18 protein-coding genes and 1 pseudogene are annotated in these 19720 nt (G+C 73.1%); 10 read left to right on the forward strand and 9 right to left on the reverse strand.

All coding sequences use genetic code 11. The features are described from left to right. The first annotated feature begins 33 nt into the window (after positions 1 to 33). Positions 34 to 1119: a DUF8017 domain-containing protein gene (locus tag LG395_RS22215; protein ID WP_225810958.1), complete on the forward strand. Its 1086-nt coding sequence runs from the start codon at positions 34 to 36 to the stop codon at positions 1117 to 1119. 81 nt (positions 1120 to 1200) lie between these two features. Further along, positions 1201 to 2490 (forward strand): annotated as a pseudogene (locus tag LG395_RS22220) (MFS transporter); the annotation flags it as partial. 282 nt (positions 2491 to 2772) lie between these two features. Here the strand turns inward: LG395_RS22220 and LG395_RS22225 are convergent. After that, entirely contained in the window at positions 2773 to 3618 is an 846-nt protein-coding gene (locus tag LG395_RS22225; protein ID WP_225810959.1) for a spermidine synthase, read from the reverse strand. A gap of 32 nt (positions 3619 to 3650) precedes the next feature. Continuing rightward, positions 3651 to 4820 carry an elongation factor Tu gene (gene tuf, locus LG395_RS22230; RefSeq protein WP_225810960.1) on the reverse strand — a complete coding sequence of 390 codons (1170 nt, stop codon included), beginning with the start codon at positions 4818 to 4820 and terminating at the stop codon, positions 3651 to 3653. A 376-nt stretch (positions 4821 to 5196) separates the two neighbouring features. On the opposite strand from tuf, the gene LG395_RS22235 reads away from it, so the two are divergent. From LG395_RS22235 to kilB, 3 genes are all read left to right on the forward strand, one after another. After that, positions 5197 to 6348, forward strand: coding sequence for a glutathione-independent formaldehyde dehydrogenase (locus LG395_RS22235; protein ID WP_225810961.1), 1152 nt, complete (start codon positions 5197 to 5199; stop codon positions 6346 to 6348). A 198-nt stretch (positions 6349 to 6546) separates the two neighbouring features. Continuing rightward, positions 6547 to 7314, forward strand: coding sequence for a TVP38/TMEM64 family protein (locus LG395_RS22240; protein ID WP_171158404.1), 768 nt, complete (start codon positions 6547 to 6549; stop codon positions 7312 to 7314). A 33-nt stretch (positions 7315 to 7347) separates the two neighbouring features. Continuing rightward, a complete protein-coding gene (gene kilB, locus LG395_RS22245) occupies positions 7348 to 7791 on the forward strand; it encodes a plasmid transfer protein KilB (RefSeq protein WP_225810962.1) in 444 nt (147 codons plus the stop codon). A gap of 52 nt (positions 7792 to 7843) precedes the next feature. Here kilB and LG395_RS22250 read toward each other — a convergent pair whose 3' ends face one another. After that, the gene (locus tag LG395_RS22250; RefSeq protein WP_225810963.1) at positions 7844 to 9013 is read right to left on the reverse strand and encodes a thiolase family protein; all 1170 of its coding nucleotides are present in this window, start codon (positions 9011 to 9013) and stop codon (positions 7844 to 7846) included. Positions 9014 to 9119: 106 nt separating this feature from the next. Here LG395_RS22250 and LG395_RS22255 point away from each other — a divergent pair, with 106 nt between their 5' ends. From LG395_RS22255 to LG395_RS22265, 3 genes are all read left to right on the forward strand, one after another. Next, the gene (locus LG395_RS22255; protein WP_171158398.1) at positions 9120 to 9590 is read left to right on the forward strand and encodes a winged helix-turn-helix transcriptional regulator; all 471 of its coding nucleotides are present in this window, start codon (positions 9120 to 9122) and stop codon (positions 9588 to 9590) included. A 118-nt stretch (positions 9591 to 9708) separates the two neighbouring features. Further along, entirely contained in the window at positions 9709 to 10584 is an 876-nt protein-coding gene (locus LG395_RS22260; RefSeq protein WP_225810964.1) for an undecaprenyl-diphosphate phosphatase, read from the forward strand. 196 nt (positions 10585 to 10780) lie between these two features. Beyond that, the gene (locus LG395_RS22265) at positions 10781 to 10960 is read left to right on the forward strand and encodes a hypothetical protein (RefSeq protein WP_171158395.1); all 180 of its coding nucleotides are present in this window, start codon (positions 10781 to 10783) and stop codon (positions 10958 to 10960) included. Positions 10961 to 11017: 57 nt separating this feature from the next. On the opposite strand, the gene LG395_RS22270 is transcribed toward LG395_RS22265, so the two are convergent. After that, entirely contained in the window at positions 11018 to 11638 is a 621-nt protein-coding gene (locus tag LG395_RS22270; RefSeq protein ID WP_171158393.1) for a DUF4291 domain-containing protein, read from the reverse strand. Between the two features lie 95 nt (positions 11639 to 11733). Between LG395_RS22270 and LG395_RS22275 the strand changes: the two genes are divergently transcribed. Both LG395_RS22275 and lnt read left to right on the forward strand, forming a co-directional pair. Next, positions 11734 to 12198, forward strand: coding sequence for a nuclear transport factor 2 family protein (locus LG395_RS22275; RefSeq protein WP_225810965.1), 465 nt, complete (start codon positions 11734 to 11736; stop codon positions 12196 to 12198). A gap of 158 nt (positions 12199 to 12356) precedes the next feature. Then, complete coding sequence (gene lnt, locus LG395_RS22280; protein WP_225810966.1) at positions 12357 to 13931, forward strand: apolipoprotein N-acyltransferase; 1575 nt, start codon at positions 12357 to 12359, stop codon at positions 13929 to 13931. Here lnt and LG395_RS22285 read toward each other — a convergent pair. From LG395_RS22285 to LG395_RS22310, 5 genes are all read right to left on the reverse strand, one after another. Next, positions 13849 to 14760, reverse strand: coding sequence for a Gfo/Idh/MocA family protein (locus LG395_RS22285; RefSeq protein WP_225810967.1), 912 nt, complete (start codon positions 14758 to 14760; stop codon positions 13849 to 13851). The genes lnt and LG395_RS22285 overlap by 83 nt on opposite strands. Positions 14761 to 15691: 931 nt before the next feature. Then, positions 15692 to 16204, reverse strand: a complete 513-nt coding sequence (locus LG395_RS22295; RefSeq protein WP_225810969.1) for a hypothetical protein — start codon at positions 16202 to 16204, stop codon at positions 15692 to 15694. A 163-nt stretch (positions 16205 to 16367) separates the two neighbouring features. Further along, positions 16368 to 17051 carry a uracil-DNA glycosylase gene (gene ung / locus LG395_RS22300; RefSeq protein WP_103817045.1) on the reverse strand — a complete coding sequence of 228 codons (684 nt, stop codon included), beginning with the start codon at positions 17049 to 17051 and terminating at the stop codon, positions 16368 to 16370. Positions 17052 to 17171: 120 nt separating this feature from the next. Next, positions 17172 to 18749: an ABC transporter substrate-binding protein gene (locus tag LG395_RS22305; RefSeq protein ID WP_225810970.1), complete on the reverse strand. Its 1578-nt coding sequence runs from the start codon at positions 18747 to 18749 to the stop codon at positions 17172 to 17174. Between the two features lie 193 nt (positions 18750 to 18942). Next, positions 18943 to 19704 (reverse strand): SDR family oxidoreductase, encoded by a 762-nt coding sequence (locus LG395_RS22310; protein ID WP_171158381.1) that lies wholly within the window; start codon positions 19702 to 19704, stop codon positions 18943 to 18945. Positions 19705 to 19720: the final 16 nt, after the last annotated feature.

Here is a 19720-nt window from a genome sequence, read left to right on the forward strand (position 1 = left end):
GCCTGACCAGGGATGCCACTAGGGTTACTGGCCATGTGGCCAGATCAGCAGCCGCCAGGGGGCGCGCCCAACCCGCAGCAGAACCAGCAGAACAACCCGTACCAGCAGCCTGGTTACCAGCAGCCGAACCCGTACCAGCAGCCCGGCTACCAGCAGTACCCGCAAGCCGGTGCCCACGGTCAGCAGCCGCAGGCGGGCCCGTACGGACAGCAGCCGCAGGCGGGTCCGTACGGACAGCAGCCGCAGTGGGGGCAGCTGGGGCAGCCCCCCGGCGCGCCCGTCCCCCAGCCGCCGCGGGGCGGTGACGGCCGCACCAAGCTCGTGGCGATCGTGGCGGCCACGGCGGTCGTCGTCACCGCCGCCGTGACCGGCTATCTGGTGCTGGGCGGTTCGAAGGACGACGAGGCGGACGACGGCAAGGGCGGACAGCGCACGAACGCGTCGCCGACGGCCACCGGGCCCGCCTCGCCCACGGCGTCCGCGACCGGCGACCCGCGCGGCAACGAGACCGAGAAGCCGACCGTGGCCGGCTGGAAGGTCGTGGTCAATCCCAAGTACGGCACGGCCTTCGACGTACCCGCCGACTGGGAGGTCGAGCGGCCCGGAGTCTTCTCCTTCTTCGAGGACGAGAAGAAGGGCGACGGCTCCGCGTACATCGGGTTCTCCGGCACCACGTTCCTGAAGCCGGACTACTGCACCTCCGAGGACAACGGCACCAAGGAGTCGCACGCGCTCGCGGCCGGCGGCACGAAGGGCGAGAACGGCGCCAAGGACACCGCGAGCATCGCCCGCGGCGACTCGGCCACCTTCGCCTTCGGCGGCTACACCGACCAGTCGGATGCCGCCAAGAAGTACCTGCGGATCGGCAAGGCGAAGTCCTTCACCACGGCGTCGGGCGTGAAGGGCAGCGTCGCGACGTCGTACGTGACCGGCGTGCCGAAGAAGAACAAGTGCGACACCGACGGCAAGGCCACCACGTTCGCCTTCAAGAACTCCACGGGCAGCTTCGTCTCCTGGACGTTCTACGGTGCGAAGGGCGTCAAGGACGAAGTACCCGACGCGACCATGAACAAGATCCTCAGCACGGTGCGGCTGCACGGCGACCCGATCACGGACTGACCCCGACGGGGACCGCGCCCCGCCCACGGTGTCCGCGAAACCGACTTGGCACGGCGGGAGCCGGGCGGGGATAGTCGGCCGGTGACCCAGACCTCCGGCTCCCCCGTCCGTCCCCGTGGCCCCGCCTGGGCGGGGCGCAACTACTCCCTGCTGACCGCGGCCGCCATCGTGACCGGCCTCGGCGCGAACGGCTCGCTGATCGCCGCCGCGTTCGCCGTACTGGAGTCGGGCGGTGACGGCGGGGACGTCGGCCTGGTCGCCGCGTCCCGCACCCTGCCGCTGGTGGTCTTCCTGCTCATCGGCGGCGCGGTCGCGGACCGGCTCCCCCGGCACCGGGTGATGGTCGCCGCCAACACGCTCAACTGCCTCTCCCAGGCGGCGTTCGCGGCCCTCGTCCTCGCCGGTGAGCCCAGGCTGTGGCAGATGATGCTGCTCACCGCGCTCGGCGGCACCGGTCAGGCGTTCTTCGGCCCCGCCGCGGAGGGCATGCTGATGTCCTGTGTGCAGGGCGAACAGGCGGGCCGGGCGTTCGCCGTCTTCCGCATGGCCACCCAGGGCGCGGCGCTCGGCGGCGCGGCACTGGGCGGCGCCCTGGTCGCGGCCGCCGGCCCCGGCTGGGTGCTCGCCCTCGACGCGGCGGCCTTCGCCGTCGCCGCCGCACTGCGCTCCTTCCTCGACGTCGGCCACATCCCGCCGCGCGCGCCGGGCGGGAGCCTGCCGGCCGACCTCCGCGAGGGATGGCGGGAGTTCACCGGCCGGCCCTGGCTGTGGGGGATCGTCGTGCAGTTCTCGATCGCCAACGCGGTGGTCGGCGCGGCCGACGCGGTCTACGGCCCCCTCGTCGCTCGGGACAGCCTGGGCGGCGCGGGGCCGTGGGGCCTGGCGCTCGCCGCGTTCGGCGCGGGCACGGTGGCCGGCGCCTTGCTGATGACCCGCTGGAAGCCCCGCCGGCTGCTGCTCGCCGGCACGCTGTGCGTCTTCCCGCTGGCCCTGCCGGGGGCCGCGCTGGCCGTGCCGGCGCCGGCGAGCCTGCTGTACGGGGCGATGTTCGTCGCGGGCACGACGGTGGAGGTGTTCGGCGTCTCCTGGATGACCGCGCTGCACCAGGAGATCCCCGAGGACAAGCTCTCCCGGGTCTCGGCCTACGACTGGTTCGGCTCGGTCTCGCTCATGCCGCTCGCCACGGCCCTGGCCGGCCCGGCCGAGGCCGCCGTCGGCCGCACGGCCGCCCTGTGGGGCTGCGCCGGCCTGGTGGTCCTGGTCACCGCCCTGGTGCTGCTGGTCCCGGACGTCCGCCGTCTCACCCGCCGCACGCACCCGGTCCCCGGCTCCCCGGCGCCCTCGGCCGACGCCGGACGCCCCGCCGGGGGCCCGGATGACGACGCACCCTGTTCACCCGCGCCGGAAGGGCGCCGCGGTGCCCAGCGGCCGGTGCGAGGCGACGACCACCGCGTCCCCGAACCGCCGCCCACGCGGCACGGCCCGTCCCCGGCGCCCTCAGCCGATGCCGAACGCCCCGTCGGGGGCCCGGATGACGACGCACCCTGTTCACCCGCGCCGGAAGGGCGCCGCGGTGCCCAGCGGCCGGTGCGAGGCGACGACCACCGCGTCCCCGAACCGCCGCCCACGCGGCACGGCCCGTCCCCGGCGCCCTCAGCCGATGCCGAACGCCCCGTCGGGGGGCTCGGGTGACGGTACGGCGTCCGCGTCCTCCACCGGTCGCGCCGCACCGATGAACTCCCGTACCGCCGCACCGTGTTCCACCCGCGCCGGAAAGACGTCCGCCGCGGCTCGCCGGGCCGTCGTCGCGGTGTCCAGCGGCCGGTGCGAGGCGACGACCACCCCGTTCCCGAACCGCCGCCCGCGCAGCACGGCCGGCTCCGCGATCAGCGCCAGCTCCTCGAACACGGACGCCAGCGCGGCCAGTTGGGACCGCAGGAACGCGAACGGCGCCGCGTCCGCGAGGTTGGCCAGGTACACCCCGTCGGCCCGCAGCACCCGCTCGGCCTCACGGACGTAGGCGAGCGTGGTCAGGTGCGCCGGCACCCGGGACCCGCCGAACACGTCGGCGACCAGCACGTCGGCGTGGTCGTCCGGCGCGCCCTCCAGCCAGGCCCGGGCATCGGCCGCGTGCAGCGTGATGCCCGAGCCCTCCGGCAGCGGCAGCCGCTCGGTGACCAGCTCCAGCAGGCCCCGGTCGGCCTCGACGACGTCCTGCCGGGAGCCGGGGCGGGTGGCGGCGAGGTAGCGGGGAAGCGTGAGCGCTCCCCCGCCCAGGTGCACCGCGTCCACCGCCCGCCCGGCCTCGGCCACGGTGTCCAGGACGTACCCCAGCCGCCGCGCGTACTCGAACTCCAGGTACTCCGGGTCGTCGAGGTCGACGTACGACTGCGGCGCCCCGTCGACCGTGAGCAGCCAGGCCCGCTCACGGTCGACGTCGGGCATCAGCTTGGCGGTGCCGTGATCGGTGGTGCGGGTGACGGGTATCGATGCGTTCACCCGACCATTGTCGGCGCCGCGTCCCCGGCCCCTCACCCCACGGCGACGACCGTCCCCGCTCCCACGGTCCGTCCGCCCTCACGGATCGCGAAGCCGAGCCCCGGCTCCAACGGCACCTCCCGTCCCAGCTCGACGCTCATCCCGACCGTGTCCCCGGGCCGGGCCACGGCCACCTCGCCGAGGTCCACGGAGCCCACGACGTCCGCCGTCCTGATGTAGAACTGCGGGCGGTACCCGCTGACGACCGGCGTCGTGCGGCCCCCCTCACGCGCGGACAGCACGTACACCCGCGCCGTGAACCGCCGGCTCGGCGCCACGCTGCCAGGCGCCGCGACTACGTGCCCGCGCCGGACGGCGTCCCGGGGCACCCCGCGCAGCAGCAGCGCCACGTTGTCGCCGGCCTGCGCCTCCTTCATCGGCTTGCCGAAGGTCTCGATGCCGGTGACCACGGTCTCGGTGTCCGCGCCCAGCACCGTCACCCGCTCGCCCAGCCGGAGGGTCCCGCGCTCCACGGCCCCGGTCACGACCGTGCCGCGCCCGGTGATGGTCAGCACGTTCTCGACCGGCAGCAGGAACGGCGCGTCCAGGTACCGCTCCGGCACCGGCACGTAGGTGTCCACCGCGTCGAGCAGCGCCTCGACGGACGCCGTCCAGCGCGGGTCGCCCTCCAGGGCCCTCAGCCCGGAGACGCGCACGACGGGTACGGCCTCGCCCGGGTACCCCTGGGCGGTGAGCAGGTCGCGGACCTCCAGTTCGACCAGGTCGGTCAGCTCCTCGTCGCCCGCGTCGGCCTTGTTCAGCGCGACCACGATGTGGTCGACGCCGACCTGCCGGGCGAGCAGGACGTGTTCGGCGGTCTGCGGCATGATCCCGTCGAGCGCGGAGACGACCAGGACGGCCCCGTCGAGCTGGGCGGCGCCGGTGACCATGTTCTTCACGTAGTCGGCGTGGCCCGGCATGTCGACGTGGGCGTAGTGCCGGGTGTCGGTCTCGTACTCGACGTGGGCGATGTTGATGGTGATGCCGCGGGCGGCCTCCTCCGGGGCCCGGTCGATGCGGTCGAACGGGACGAAGGTGCCGCTGCCGCGCTCCGCGAGGACCTTGGTGATGGCGGCGGTCAGGGTGGTCTTGCCGTGGTCGACGTGACCCATGGTGCCGATGTTCAGGTGCGGCTTGGTGCGCACGTAGGCCGTTTTGGACATGGCTGTACCTCGAAGCCTCTCAGCCGTGACAGAAGACGCGGGACCCCCGGGGACCGGCCGACCCTCCCCCTGCGGGGTCCGCCGGACGATCCGGGGAGGGTCAGCTTCGGGCGCCGTCGACGGCGGCCGCGAGGTGCGGGACGGCAGCCTTCGGAGCGTCCGCGACGGCGGATGCTGCGACGTGGAAGGCGTACCGGAACATGCCGTCGATCATCGCCGACCGCACGTGCGGCGTCGAATGGTTTTCGGGGCTCGTTCGCTCCCGCGAGTCCGATGGTCGGTACATCGATCCTTCACGGCGTGGCTTGCGACCCCCTCCGTACGGGCGTTCCCTGGAAGACAGGGGGAGGTGACGCTCGACGCGGAGGTGACAGACGTGAAAGCCGTCGTCTACGAAAAGCCCTTCAACGTGGTGGTGAAGGAGGTCCAGGACCCTCGGATCCAGCACCCCAACGACGTCCTCGTACGGGTCACGTCGACCGCCATCTGCGGGTCGGACCTGCACATGTACGAGGGCCGCACGGCGGCCGAGGCGGGCATCGTCTTCGGACACGAGAACCTGGGCATCGTCGAGGAGGTCGGCGACGGGGTGACCTCCCTGTCCGAGGGTGACCGCGTCGTGATGCCCTTCAACGTCGCCTGCGGGTTCTGCAAGAACTGTCTCGCCGGGAAGACCGGGTTCTGCCTGACGGTCAACCCCGGATTCGCCGGCGGGGCCTACGGCTACGTGGCGATGGGGCCGTTCACCGGCGGGCAGGCCGAGCTGCTGCGGGTGCCGTACGCCGACTTCAACTGCCTGAAGCTGCCGCCGGGCGAGGAGTTCGAGACGGACTTCGTGCTGCTCGCGGACATCTTCCCGACCGGCTATCACGGTTGCGAACTCGCCCAGGTGTCCCCCGGTGAGTCCGTGGCCGTCTACGGTGCCGGACCGGTGGGCCTGATGGCCGCCTACTCGGCGCTGCTGCGCGGTGCGGCGAAGGTCTTCTCCGTCGACCGGGTGCCCGAGCGGCTGGCCAAGGCGGAGGAGATGGGAGCCATCCCCATCGACTTCACCCAGGGCGACCCGGCGGAGCAGATCAGGGAACAGACCGGGGGTGAGGGCACCGACAAGGGCGTCGACGCCGTCGGCTACCAGGCCCAGAGCCACGACGCCAGCCACGAGGAACCCGCCATCGTCCTCAACGAGTTGGTCGAGACGGTACGGCCGACGGGCATGCTCGGCGTACCGGGTCTGTACGTGCCCTCGGACCCCGGCGGCCCGGACGAGCACGCCAAGAAGGGCCAGCTGCTGGTCTCCATCGGCCGGATGTTCGAGAAGGGCCAGCAGATGGGCACCGGTCAGTGCAACGTCAAGCGGTACAACCGCCAGCTGCGCGACATGATCATCGCCGGGCGGGCCAAGCCCAGTTTCGTGGTCTCCCACGAGCTGCCGCTGGACCAGGCACCGCAGGCGTACGAGAAGTTCGACAAGCGGATCGAGGGCTACACCAAGGTGGTCCTGCACCCCGGTCACGCCCTGGCCGCATGACGCACGCGGTCGGGCTCACCGCGTGAGGTCCGGGCGTCCTCGCCCGCGTGAGACACGGGTCCAGGCGTTCCGAACGCCTGGACCCCTTCTCGTTCACCCCTCCGTCGCCGGCGTCCCGGGGAGCGCCGGTGCCCTGCTGTGACGGTCCCGGGACACGGCTGACGGCGATCACACACGTTCGTCGGCTAATGTCATCGGATGCTCGATGCCAACCGCTCTGGCACCGCCACGGCCTCTCCCCGGGCCGCCGCCCAGGAGCTCGCCGTCCCCGTTCTCCCCCTGCGCCCCGCGGGGTTGGCCGCCCGCTGCACCCGCGCGCTGCTGTCCCCGTACGCGCGGCTGTCGCTGTTGGTCGCCCTGCTCGTGGGTGCCGCCGCGTGCGTGCTGCTCTTCGAGCCGCAGCGGCTGCTGACGCACGGCTGGCCGCCACAGCTCGGCGGGGCCGCGGCGGCCGTCGTGTTCGCGGCGGCGTACGGGCTGTGCACCGTGGCGTTCGTGCCGCGCCCCCTGCTGAACCTGGCCGCCGGCGCGCTGTTCGGCTCGCAGCTCGGGCTGGCGACCGCGCTGACGGGCACGGTGCTCGGGGCCGGGGTGGCCTTCGGGCTGGGCCGGCTGCTCGGACAGGACGCGCTGCGCCCGCTGCTGCGGGGACGCTGGCTGCGCGCGGCCGACGGTCAGCTCAGCCGGCACGGGTTCCGGTCCATGCTGGCCCTGCGGCTCTTCCCGGGGGTGCCGTTCTGGGCGGCGAACTACTGCGCGGCCGTCTCCCGCATGGGCTGGCTGCCCTTCCTGCTGGCCACCGGTCTGGGCTCGGTCCCCAACACCGCCGCCTACGCCGTCGCCGGCGCCCGCGCCTCGGCACCGACCTCCCCGGCCTTCCTGATCGCGATGGCCTGCATCGCCGTACCGGCGCTGGCGGGCACGGTGGTCGCCTGGCGCAAGCGCCACCAGTTGCGCGGCCGGTGAGCGGCGGCGCCCGTCCGCCGGGGAGGGCCTTGCATGTGGTCCAGCGTCATCGCCGTGGCCGGCACGCTGCTCGGCGGCGCGTTCACCGCACTGCTCCAGTCCCGGCGTGAGCGGGCCGCCCGCGCCGAGCGGCGGGCCGAGGCCCTGCGCGTGGCGCTGGGCGAACTGGTGGCGGCCCTGGGCGACCACCGGCGAGCCCTGTGGCACCGCGAGGACCTTCGCCTGAGCGGCGCGGGCCCGGACGCCACCGAGGCGGCACGGGCCGCGTCCCACGCCACCCGCTCCGCCGTCACCGCTCCCTTGGTCACGGTTTCCGTTATCGAACCGTCGCTGGCGCCGGCGGCCCCCCAGGCGGCCCTGGCCGCGTTCGGCCTGCGCGGCGCCGCCGACCACACCGTGCTGGCCGCGCGCCGGGAGGCGGCCATCGCCGCGACGGACGAGCTGGTGGCCGCCGCCGGGCGGACCATGGCCTGGTGACCGGCGGCCCGGCGCCGTCCCGGCCGGTCGGGTCCCCTGCCGGAACCCTGGCTCAGACGCCTTCGAGGATCATCGCGTTGGCGAGCCCGCCCGCCTCGCACATGGTCTGCAGGGCGTAGCGGGCGCCGCGTTCGCGCATGGCGTGGACCAGGGTCGTGGTCAGGCGGGTGCCGCTGGCGCCGAGGGGGTGGCCGAGGGCGATGGCGCCGCCGTGCACGTTGACCTTGGCGAGGTCGGCGCCGGTCTCCTGCTGCCAGGCGAGCACTACGCTGGAGAACGCCTCGTTGACCTCGAACAGGTCGATGTCGTCCAGCTTCAGTCCCGCCCGGCGCAGCACCTTCTCGGTGGCCGGGACGACCCCGGTGAGCATGAGCAGCGGGTCGGATCCGGTCACGGCGAAGCTGTGGAGGCGGGCCAGCGGGCGCAGGCCGAGCCGGGCAGCGGTGTCGCTGGAGGTGATCAGGACCGCCGAGGCGCCGTCATTGACGGGGCTCGCGTTGCCCGCGGTGACGTTCCACTCGATCTGCGGGAAGCGCTCGGCGAAGCCGGGGTCGTAGTAGGCGGGCTTGAGCCCGGCGAGGATCTCGACGGTGCTGTCCGGGCGGACGCACTCGTCGCGGGCGACGCCGTCGAGCGGGGCGACCTCGGCGTCGAAGAGTCCGGCCCGCCAGGCCGCGGCGGCCTTGTGGTGCGAGGAGACCGCGAACTCGTCCATCCGCGCGCGCGTGAGGGACCACTTGGCGGCGATGAGTTCGGCGCTGATCCCCTGCGGGACCAGGCCGTCCGGGTAGCGCTCGGCGACCCCGGGCCCGAACGGGTCCTTGCCGGCGGGCACGTTGGACCACATCGGCACCCGGCTCATCGACTCCACACCGCAGGCGACCACGAGGTCGTACGCGCCCGAGAGCACGCCCTGCGCGGCGAAGTGGACGGCCTGCTGTGAGGAGCCGCACTGGCGGTCGACGGTGGTCGCCGGGACGGACTCGGGCAGGCCGGCGGCGAGCACGGCGTACCGGGTGGTGTTCATGGCCTGCTCGCCGACCTGGTCGACGCTGCCGCCGATCACGTCGTCGATCAGCGCCGGGTCGACGCCGGAGCGCTCGACCAGGGTGCGCAGGGTGTGGGCGAGGAGTTGCACGGGGTGGACGTGGGCGAGGGAGCCGTTCGGCTTGCCCTTGCCGACGGGGGTGCGTACGGCTTCGACGATGACCGCGTCTCGCATGGCGCCGGCCTCCAGCTTGATCGGACGAGCTACCGGTGAGTAGGAAATCTGAACTCACCATAGCCCCTGGAGTTGGAAATTCAAACCCTCCTCTAGACTGGGGCGCATGGCCGCCACGAAGGACTCGCGCCCCTGCTCCATCGCCGACGCCCTCGCGGTCGTCGGCGAGAAGTACTCCCTGCTCGTCCTGCGGGAGGTGTGCCTGGGCAACGGCCGCTTCGACCAGCTCGTGCGCAACATCGGCGCCCCGCGCGACATCCTGTCCACCCGGCTGCGCCGCCTGGTGGAGGCCGGCATCCTCACCAAGCGCCTCTACAGCGAGCGCCCCCAGCGCTTCGAGTACCGGCCCACGCAGGCCGGGCTCGAGCTGGAGCCCGTCCTGATGACCCTCAAGGAGTGGGGCGACCGACACCTTCGCAAGGGCGTCGATCTGCCCATGGTCGTCGAGCACAGCTGCGGCGAGGAACTGGTGCCGGTGGTCACCTGCCGGGCCTGCGGCGATCCCGTGCGCCACGAGGACCTGACGGCCCGTCCGCAGACCCCGGGCTGGACCGTCACCGGGCCGTCGGCCGCCTAGGGTCCCGTTCGGCAGCCTCCGGGAGGGACCTCGCCGCCGCGCTGCCGGCGGGGCCCGCTACGCTTCCTCCGTCACATGATCACCTCATCATCCCTCAGCGCTTGGACGCCATACCTTCATGTCTTGGTTTGAATCCCTCGTCCTCGGACTCGTCCAGGGGCTGACCGAGTTCCTGCCCGTCTCCTCCAGCGCGCACCTGCGGCTGACCGCGGCGTTCTCGGGCTGGAAGGACCCGGGGGCGGCCTTCACGGCCATCACGCAGATCGGCACGGAGACCGCGGTCCTCATCTACTTCCGCAAGGACATCGGCAGGATCGTCTCCGCCTGGTTCCGCTCGCTGTTCGACAAGGCGATGCGGCGCGACCACGACGCGCAGATGGGCTGGCTGGTGATCGTCGGCTCCATCCCGATCGGGCTGCTCGGCGTGACACTGAAGGACCAGATCGAGGGGCCGTTCCGCGATCTGCGGATCACCGCCACCATGCTCATCGTCGTCGGCGTGATCATCGGCATCGCCGACCGGCTGGCGGCCCGCGACGAGACCGGTGGCCGGCACCGCGCGCCCAAGCAGCGCAAGACGCTGGAGAACCTCGGTGTCAAGGACGGCCTGATCTTCGGCCTCTGCCAGGCCTGCGCCCTCATCCCCGGCGTCTCCCGCTCCGGCGCGACCATCAGCGGCGGCCTGTTCATGGGCTACCGGCGCGAGGCCGCGGCCCGCTACTCCTTCCTGCTCGCCATCCCGGCCGTCCTCGCCTCCGGCGCCTTCGAGGTGAAGGACTCGCTGGGCGAGGGCCACGTGGACTGGCCGCCCACCCTGTTCGCGACGGTGATCGCGTTCGCCTCGGGATACGCCGTCATCGCGTGGTTCATGAAGTGGATCTCCAACAAGAGCTTCATGCCGTTCGTCTGGTACCGCGTCGCCCTCGGCGTCGTGATCATCGCCCTGGTCAGCGCCGGCGTGCTCAGCCCGCACGCGGCGGAGCCGGCGGGCTGATCCGACCGGCCCACCCTCTCTGTTTCGGACATCTTCGCGCCCGCGGCGGCCCGCCCACGACCTGGGCAACGCCCCGCGGGCGCCGCCCTGTTCGCCGCCACGGACGGATGACCGGCCGCGGCCGGTGACCAACCCCATACCTTCTGCGTAGCCACCCGGTAGCGCACGGTCAGCCCTTGCCCCTAGGCTGGTCGCCATGTCCCCCGAATCCCCGCCCCCTGGTTCCGTGCGCTCCGCTGCCGAGGTGAACGAGCAGATCCGGGCGCTGTGGCTGCGTGCGGGCGGCACCCTGTCGGCCCAGGAGCGCGCGGAGTACGAGCTGTTGGTGATCGAGTGGGCCGAGGCGATCCGCGCTCAGGTCTTCGAGGCGGCCTGACCCGGCCCGGCGCGCCCCGACCGGCACCCGCCGTCCCCGCGGACCTCCCACTGCCCCCTACGCCCGCAGGTGGGCCAGCACCTCGTCGGCCACCGGATACGGCCGCTCCTCCGGCAGCAGCGCCCCCGCCCGCTCCAGCTGCCCCGCCCGCACCAGCCCGTGGATCTCCGTGGCCAGCGGCGTGACGTCCTCGATGCCGACGATCCACTCGTCGGCGTACCGGGCCGCCGCCCGACCGGCGAGGCCGAGCTGCAACGACCGGTGCGGCAGTGGGTTCAGGTGCAGATCCCGCTCCGGGTCCCACTGCACCCGGGCGGGGCAGCGCGCCAACTCCGCCTTCCAGGCGGCCTGGTCCGTGTGGAGCGCGGGCACGTAGTGGGACAGGCAGGCGTGGCGCAGGGCCCACTCGAAGCCGTCCCGGCAGATCTCGACGGCCAGGACGGTCTCCTGGTCCTCCTTGGTGCCCCAGCCGCAGCGGTACATCATCCACAGGAACGACGGCTTGATCCAGGTCATCCGGTCCCGCTTCCAGGCGGACGGAAAGCGTCCGGTGCGGGCGGCGGCCCGGCCGATCCGCGGGCTGTAGGCCTGGTAGACGGTGACCGTGCTCTCGGTGTGCCGGGCGCGGACGCGGAACCGGGGCTCCGTGCCGGCGAGTTGTGCGCTCTGTTCGTTCACCGGGACAGGTTCGGCCGCGCGACCCGCCCGGCACCACCGAATATTCACCCCGCACACCTCTTGGCTGCGCGCCCGCCGTGCCCAACACTGTGCCGATGACCCAGCGTGCGGAGTTCGCGACCGTGAGGGACCGCCTGGCCGTGGACGACCTCGTCACCGCGTACGCGGTGGCGGTGGACGACGGCGACTGGACGGCGTACCGAGGGCTGTTCACGGCGGACGGACGCGCCGACTACCGCTCGGCGGGCGGTGTCGAGGGCGACGCCGGCCGGGTCGCCGCCTGGCTCGCCGGGGACCTGGCCCGGTTCGCCGTGCGCCAGCACCTGATCGTCAACCGCCAGGTCCGCTTCGGTGTCCTGGACCAGGACACCGGTGACACCGCCCGGGTCCGCGCCGACTACCTCAGCCCCATGGGCGTCACCGACCCCGGCGGCCTGGCCGCCCCGGACCTGGTGTGCGGCGGCCGCTACGACTTCGGGCTGCTGCGCACCGCCGAGGGCTGGCGCCTGAGCCAGGTCGTCGTACACGAGAAGTGGCGCCGCGGGCCCGGAGCCCCGTAACGGCGCGGGCCCGGAGCCCCGAACGGCGCGGGGGCCGTACCGGCGTGCGGAGCCGCACGTCCCCCGGACGCCGTACGGCCGCCGCGGACCGGCCGGAAGGCGCACGGACTTCCCCTCACCGCGCACACTGGACGCATCGCTGGGTAGGGAGGCTCCCTATGAGGACGATCAACCGCTGGCTGACCTCCCCCTGGCGCCGCTCGGCCGCCGCCGCCCTCGCCGGTGCCCTGCCGGTGCTGTCGTTCCCGGCCCCCTCGCTGTGGTGGTTCGCGTACATCGCGCTGGTGCCGTGGATCCTGCTCGCCCGCGCCGCGCCGACCGGGCGACGGGCCGCCTACGACGGCTGGTGGGGCGGCGTCGGCTTCCTGACGGCCGTCCACCACTGGCTGCTGCCGAGCCTGCACGTGTTCATCTTCCTGATCGCCGCCCTGCTGGGCCTGCTCTGGGCGCCCTGGGGCCTGCTGGTGCGCCGGTTCCTCGGCGGGGCTCCGTCGGCGGGCCGGTGCGCCGCCGCGCTGGTGGTGCTGCCCTCGGCCTGGCTGGCGGTGGAACTGGTCCGGTCCTGGCAGGGGCTCGGGGGGCCGTGGGGCATGCTCGGCGCCAGCCAGTGGCAGGTGGGCCCGGCGCTGCGGCTGGCCTCGGTGGGCGGGGTCTGGCTGCTCAGCTTCCTGGTGGTGGCCGTCAACGTCGCCGTGGCCGTGCTGGTCGCCGTCCGCGCGTCGCGGGTGCCGGCCGTGGCCTCGCTGGTCGCCACGGCCGCCGTGACCACGGCCGCGTGGGCCTGGGCACCGCGCCCGGACGTCGACGGGCGGGTGCGGATCGCCGTCGTCCAGCCGGGGATCGTGGCCGGAAAGGACAGCGGCGACAAGCGGTTCGACCAGGAGGAGCGGCTGACCCGGCGGCTCGCCGGGCAGGGCGCCGACCTGGTCGTGTGGGGCGAGTCCAGTGTCGGTTTCGACCTGGACGACCGCCCCGACCTGGCCCGGCGGCTCGCCGCGCTGTCCCGCGAGACCGGTGCCGACGTACTGGTCAACGTGGACGCCCGCCGCTCCGACCGGCCCGGCATCTACAAGAGTTCGGTGCTGGTCGGCCCGGACGGCCCGACCGGCGACCGCTACGACAAGATGCGGCTGGTCCCGTTCGGCGAGTACATACCGGCCCGTTCACTGCTCGGCTGGGCCACCTCGGTCGGCCGGGCCGCCGGCGAGGACCGGCACCGCGGCTCGGAACAGACCGTGATGAACGTCGGGCACGGGCTGCGCATCGGCCCGCTGATCTGCTTCGAGACCGCTTTCCCCGACATGAGCCGGCACCTCGCCGAGGACGGTGCGGACATCCTCCTCGGCCAGTCGTCCACCTCGTCCTTCCAGCACAGCTGGGCACCGGAGCAGCACGCCTCGCTGGCCGCGCTGCGCGCCGCGGAGACCGGCCGCCCGATGGTGCACGCCACCCTCACCGGCGTCTCGGCGGTGTACGGCCCGGACGGGCAGCGCCTCGGCCCCTGGCTCGGCACCGGCGCGAGCACCGCGCGCGTGTACGAGGTCCCGCTCGCGCACGGCGTCACACCGTACGTCCGCTACGGTGACTGGCCGGTGGACGCGGCGCTGCTGGTGCTGGCCACGCTGTGCGTGACCGAGGGGGCGCGGGCGCTCAGGCTGCGCCGCAGCGGTCCTGAACCGCTCGCACCACCCGCTCGCACAGTTCATGGGTCGCCAGCGCGTCCCTGGCGCTGAGCGGCTTCCCGGCCCGCACGGCGTCGAGGAACGCGAGGGCCGCCTGCTCGATGCCGCGCTGGCGGGCCACCGGAACCCAGTCGCCGCGCCGGCGCACGGTCGGCTGCCCCTTGTGGTCGATCACGTCGGCGAGGTTGACCACCTGACGCTTGGTGTCCTGTCCGGACACCTCCAGGATCTCCTCGGTGGAGCCGCTGAGCCGGTTCATCACGCCGAGCGCGGTGAAGCCGTCGCCGCCGAGCTGGAGCACGACGTGGTGCAGCAGCCCGCCCTCGGCGCGGGCGCGCACGGTGACGTCGTCGACCGGGCCCGGCACCAGGAAGCGCAGGGTGTCGACGACGTGGATGAAGTCGTCCAGGATCATCGAGCGCGGTTCCTCGGGCAGCCCGACCCGGTTCTTCTGCATGAGGATCAGCTCGCGCGGGTGGTCCAGGCACTGGGCGTACCCGGGGGCGTACCGGCGGTTGAAGCCGACGGACAGCGGGACGCCCCGCCGCTCGGCGAGACCCACGAGGCGTTCGGAGTCGGCGAGTTCGTAGGCGAGGGGCTTGTCCACGTACGTCGGCACACCGGCCTCCAGCAGCCGGGTGACGATCTCGGGGTGGACGGCGGTGGGGGCGTGCACGAAGGCCGCGTCGAGACCGGCGGCGAGCAGCGAGTCCAGGGTGGTGTGCCGCTGCTCCCGGGGCAGGTGCAGGCTGTCGCCGACCCGCTCCAGGGTGGCGGGCGTGCGGGTCTGCAGGTGCAGGTCGACCCCCGGCTGCGTGCCGAGCACCGGCAGATACGCCTTCTGCGCGATGTCCCCGAGTCCGATGCAGCCGACCTTCACGTGCTCTCCCCTACGGCTTGCCTGCGCGTTTCCTGCCGGAAGCATACGGGGGCCGTCGTCGGGCGATGGCGCCGAAGTCCGCGGGAGGAGCGCGGGCCCGGCCGTTCCCGGTACGGCGACGGCGGTCGTGCGCGGGCGCCGGCCGGCGGTGCGGGCGGACAGGGGCCCGCGAGGAGCCGTAGTCCCGGATTCCGCGGCGACCGCACGGGCGCCGGCGGGCGGCGGGACGTCAGCTTCGGTACGACGCGTCGCCCGGTGGGGGCATGCGGTCACCCGTACGGGGCACCGGATGCGGCGTCCCCGGTGCCAAGCCGGCCGCGGGCCCAGCAGAGTTGCGCGGGTGCATCGAACGACGACCACCGCAGCGCTTCTGGTCACCGTGGCCGTCACGGCCCTCTCCGGCTGTGTGACGGTGCGGCACGCGGAGCCGGCGGCGCCGCCGCCGGACAGCGCGCCCTCGCAGCCCGCGGTGCCCCGGCCGGACGGCAGCCCGGAGCCCCGGGTGGTGCAGGCACCGGTCCGCGAGGCGCTGGAGAGGACCGGCCCGTCCCGGCGTCCGGAGCGCTCCGCGCCGCCCGCCCGGCACCCGGCTCCGGCCGCGCCCGAGGTCACCCGCCGCCCGCCGGCCCCGCCCGGGCCCCCGCTCCCGGCCCCCTCCCGCCGGCCGCACACCCCCGCGTCCCTCCCACCCCCGGCGGTGACCGGTCCTTGGGACGTCTGCGCCCTGGGCAGGACATACGGCGGCTGGCAGCGGGACAGTCCGCAAGCGCGGATCTGCGCACAGGCCTACGGCCGCCGGCCGGCGCCCCGAACGCGGTGAACCCCGCCCTGGCGCCGGCCCTCCCCAGGCCCTGTCGTCGAGGTCCCGTCTCCGCCCGGAGGGCGGGCCGCGCGGCGTCGGGTGCGTGCCCTGGCCTCGTACCGGATGTAGCTAGCCCTGACGTGGTGGTTGCCAGCCCTCGTCGCCCAGGGGGCCGTCCTCCCCCAGCCGCAGTGCCAGACGGCTGATCTCGGACCGGACGCCCGCGCCGTAGCCGTCGTCGGCGAGGCAGCGCGCGGCGCTGCGCGCCCGGCGCAGATGGCTGCGGGCGGCCTCGGCGCGGCCCAGCTTGGCGTAGTCGGCGGCCAGGTTGAGGTGCAGGGAGGGGAAGAAGCCGCGCACGCTCGCCGGGTCCGCGCCCAGGCGGCCGTCGGCGATCTCCTCCGCGGCCGACAGTGCCCGCAGGTCCCAGGCGAGTTCGTCCGCCGGGTCGTCCTGGGTGTCGGCGAGGTAGTGGGCCAGGGTGCAGCGGTGCAGCGGGTCGCCGTCCTCGCCGACCTCCGCCCACAGATGCAGGAGGCGGCTGCGGGCCTCTTCGCGGTCGCCTCCGTGGTGCAGCATCACGACCTGCCCGATCCGCGTCGGCACGGCGTCCGGCGCCGCCTGTTCCTGTCGCTCCGCCACGGGGTCCCTCCGGGCCGTCGGCAATGGTCCGCTGCTGACGCTAACCGGCGCGCAGCGGATTCCCGGACAGGCGGCGCCGTCGTGCCGACGGCCGGTGGGCGACCGCGGGCCCGCGGTGGCCGGTCGTGGGCCCGCCGCGCGTTGCCCCCGGCCCCGGCCGCCGTCAGCCCAGGTTCGGGATGCGCCAGTCGACCGGCTCGTGCCCCTGCGCGGCGATCGCCTCGTTGATCTGCGTGAACGGACGGGAGCCGAAGAACTTCTTCGCGGACAGCGGCGAGGGGTGCGCGCCCTTGACCACGACGTGCCGGGTCTCGTCGATCAGCGGGAGCTTCTTCTGCGCGTAGTTGCCCCACAGGACGAAGACGGCCGGGTCGGGCCGGGAGGCCACCGCTCGGATCACCGCGTCCGTGAACTTCTCCCAGCCCTTGCCCTTGTGCGAGTTGGCCTCGCCGGCCCGGACCGTGAGGACCGCGTTGAGCAGCAGCACGCCCTGGCGGGCCCACGGCATCAGGTAGCCGTTGTCGGGGACGGGCAGGCCCAGCTCCTCCTGCATCTCCTTGTAGATGTTCCGCAGGGAGGGCGGGGTCTTCACACCGGGCCGGACCGAGAAGCACAGACCGTGGCCCTGGCCCTCGCCGTGGTACGGGTCCTGGCCGAGGATCAGGACCTTCACCCGCTCGTACGGCGTGGCGTCCAGCGCGGCGAAGACCTCCTCGCGCGGCGGGTAGACCGGTCCCCTCGCCCGCTCCTCCTCGACGAACTCGGTCAGCTCCTTGAAGTAGGGCTGCTGAAGCTCGTCGCCCAGAACCCCGCGCCAGGACTCGGGCAGCATGGCGATGTCGGTCACGTCAACGTCCTCACGATGTCGATCAACTACGGCGTGCGGTCACTTCCAGGTCTGAGAACCTACAGGCGACCACTGACAACCGGTGCCGCGAGGGCCGTCCGCGGGGCCCGGCAGCCGGGCTCACCAGCTGGTCTTGCGGTGCAGCATCCACATCATCATGATCGTCGAGGGGTCCAGGGCCTGCTCGCCGCCGGAGATGTCCACGCTGGCCGCGAGGAACTGCCGGCCTTGCCACAGCGGGATCAGCCGGGCGTCGTCCACCATGATCCGCTGGGCCGCCTCCACGTCCTTGACGGTCTGGGCGCGGTCGCTCTCCGCGCGCGCGTGGGGCAGCAGCCGGCCGGTGATCTCCTTGGCCGGGTAGGGCGTGCCGAGCGCGTTGTGCTCGCCGACGAACGGGGCGATGAAGTTGTCGGCGTCCGGGAAGTCGGGGAACCAGCCGCGTCCGAACACCGGGTACTCGCCGTTCTGGTAGCCGACCACGTAGCTCTTCCAGGGGCGGCTCCTGAGGGTGATGCTGAACAGGCCCGAGCCGTCCAGCTGCCGCTTCAGCTCCCGGAACATCAGGGCCGTCTCGGAGCCGTAGCGGTCGGTGGTGTACCAGAGGGTGAGCGGGACGGGCCGGGTGATGCCGGCGTCGGAGAGGATCGCGCGGGCCTTGGCGACGCTCGGTTCGCCGTAGTCGTCGAAGAACGGGGTGGCGTGGCCGGTCAGCCCCTTGGGGACCATCGAGTACAGCGGGTCGACCGTGTCCTTGTAGACCTTGTGCGCGATGGCGCCCCGGTCCACGATCTGGGCGATGGCCTTGCGCACGGCGGGCTGCCTGGCCCAGGGGTCCTTGGGGTTGAACACCAGGTAGCTGATGTCGGTGCCGGCTCCGTCGACCAGTTGCAGGTCCTCGCTGTCGTGTTCCTGGAGGGCGAGGATGTCGTCGGCGGCGAGGCCGCGGTAGGTGACGTCGATCTGCTTGTCCCGCAGCGCCTTGACCATGCCGGCGGAGTCCTTGAAGTAGCGGATGGTCACCGCGTCGTTCTGCCGTTTGGCGAAGCCCTGGTACTTGTCGTTGCGCACCAGGACGGCCTTGCCGCCCTCCTCGTAGGACTGGAGCCGGTACGGGCCGGAGCCGTGGACCGTGGCGTCCTTGCGCAGGGAGTTGGCGGGGTAGTCGTCCGGGTCGACGATCGACATGGCAGGTGTGGCCAGCACGAACGGGAAGGTCGCGTCGGGCTGGTTGAGGTGGAAGACGATCTCGCGGTCGCCGTTGGCCCGGACGCGGTCCAGGCTGCCGAGCAGTCCGGCGGGACCGCCGGGGGCGTCGATGGTGCGGATGCGGTCGATGGAGTGCCGGACGGCCTCGGCGGTCAGCGGGTCGCCGTCGGCGAACGTCAGGCCGGGGCGCAGCCTGCAGCGGTAGGTGCGGCTCGTGGAGTCGGTGAAGGAGCAGCTCTCGGCGGCGTCGGGCTGGGGGGTGGTGGCGCCGTTCGGGTAGGCGAGGAGCGTCTGGAAGATGTTCCGGTACAGCTCCCAGGAACCGTCCCAGGCGCCGGCCGGGTCCAGGGTGCTGGGGGCGCTGGTGGTACCCACGACGATCGGACCCTGGCTGTCGGGGTCGCCGTCGGACAGCAGAGTGCATCCGGCCACCAGCGATATGGACGCGATCGCCGCGACTCTCCGCAGGAATCGGTTCCGGTTGAACACGCGCACGCTCCTCGATCTGCCGTACCAAGGGTCGGCAGACCATACCGCAGCGTTCGGGGCCCTGAACCTGCCCGATTTCAGGCCGTGTTGATCGACTGAGCGGTGACGACGTTGTCATTCCGCTGTGCGGACGCCGTACGGCCTCCCGGGCGCCGATCCGTCCGAAAATCGACGCCCGGAAGAGATGCGCGGCTCAGCCCACGCCGGCGTTGAGGAAGATGCCGCCGTCCACGACGAGGGTCTGACCGGTGATCCAGTCGGACTGCTCGGAGGTGAGGAACGCGGCGGCCCCGCCGATGTCGGAGGGCACACCGAGCCGGCCGAGCGGGTAGGCCGCGGCCGCCTCCTCCTCGCGGTTCTCGTACAGGGCCTGGGCGAACTTGGTCTTCACGACGGCCGGGGCGATCGCGTTGACCCGCACCCTGGGCGCGAACTCGTGCGCGAGCTGCTGTGTCAGGTTGATCATCGCGGCCTTGCTGACGCCGTAGGCGCCGATGAAGGGCGAGGGCGCGAGGCCCGCGATGGAGGCGATGTTGACGATCGCGCCGCCGTTGTCCTTCTGCCAGGCGTGCCAGGTCTTCTGGGCGAAGCCGAGCGCGGAGATCACGTTGGTCTCGAAGACCTTGCGGGCGACGTTCAGGTCGAGGTCGGCGATCGGGCCGAACACCGGGTTGGTGCCCGCGTTGTTGACGAGGAAGTCGACCCGGCCGAAGGCCTCCATGGTGCGGTCGACGACCTCGCTCTGGTGGTCGAGGTCGTGGGCCTTGCCTGCGACGCCGATGACGCGCTCGGCGCCGAGCTTCTCGACGGCCTCCTTCAGGGCGTCCTCGCCCCGGCCGGTGATGCACACGCGGTCGCCGCGCGCGATCAGCGCCTCGGCGACGCCGTAGCCGATACCGCGGCTGGCGCCGGTGACGATCGCGACCCTGCCGGAGGGCTCCGGGAGTTCAGTCATGTCCGTGTTACCCCTG

Origin of the sequence: Streptomyces spinosus, assembly GCF_020400655.1 — a bacterium.
In the GTDB taxonomy this organism is placed as follows: domain Bacteria; phylum Actinomycetota; class Actinomycetes; order Streptomycetales; family Streptomycetaceae; genus Streptomyces; species Streptomyces argyrophylli.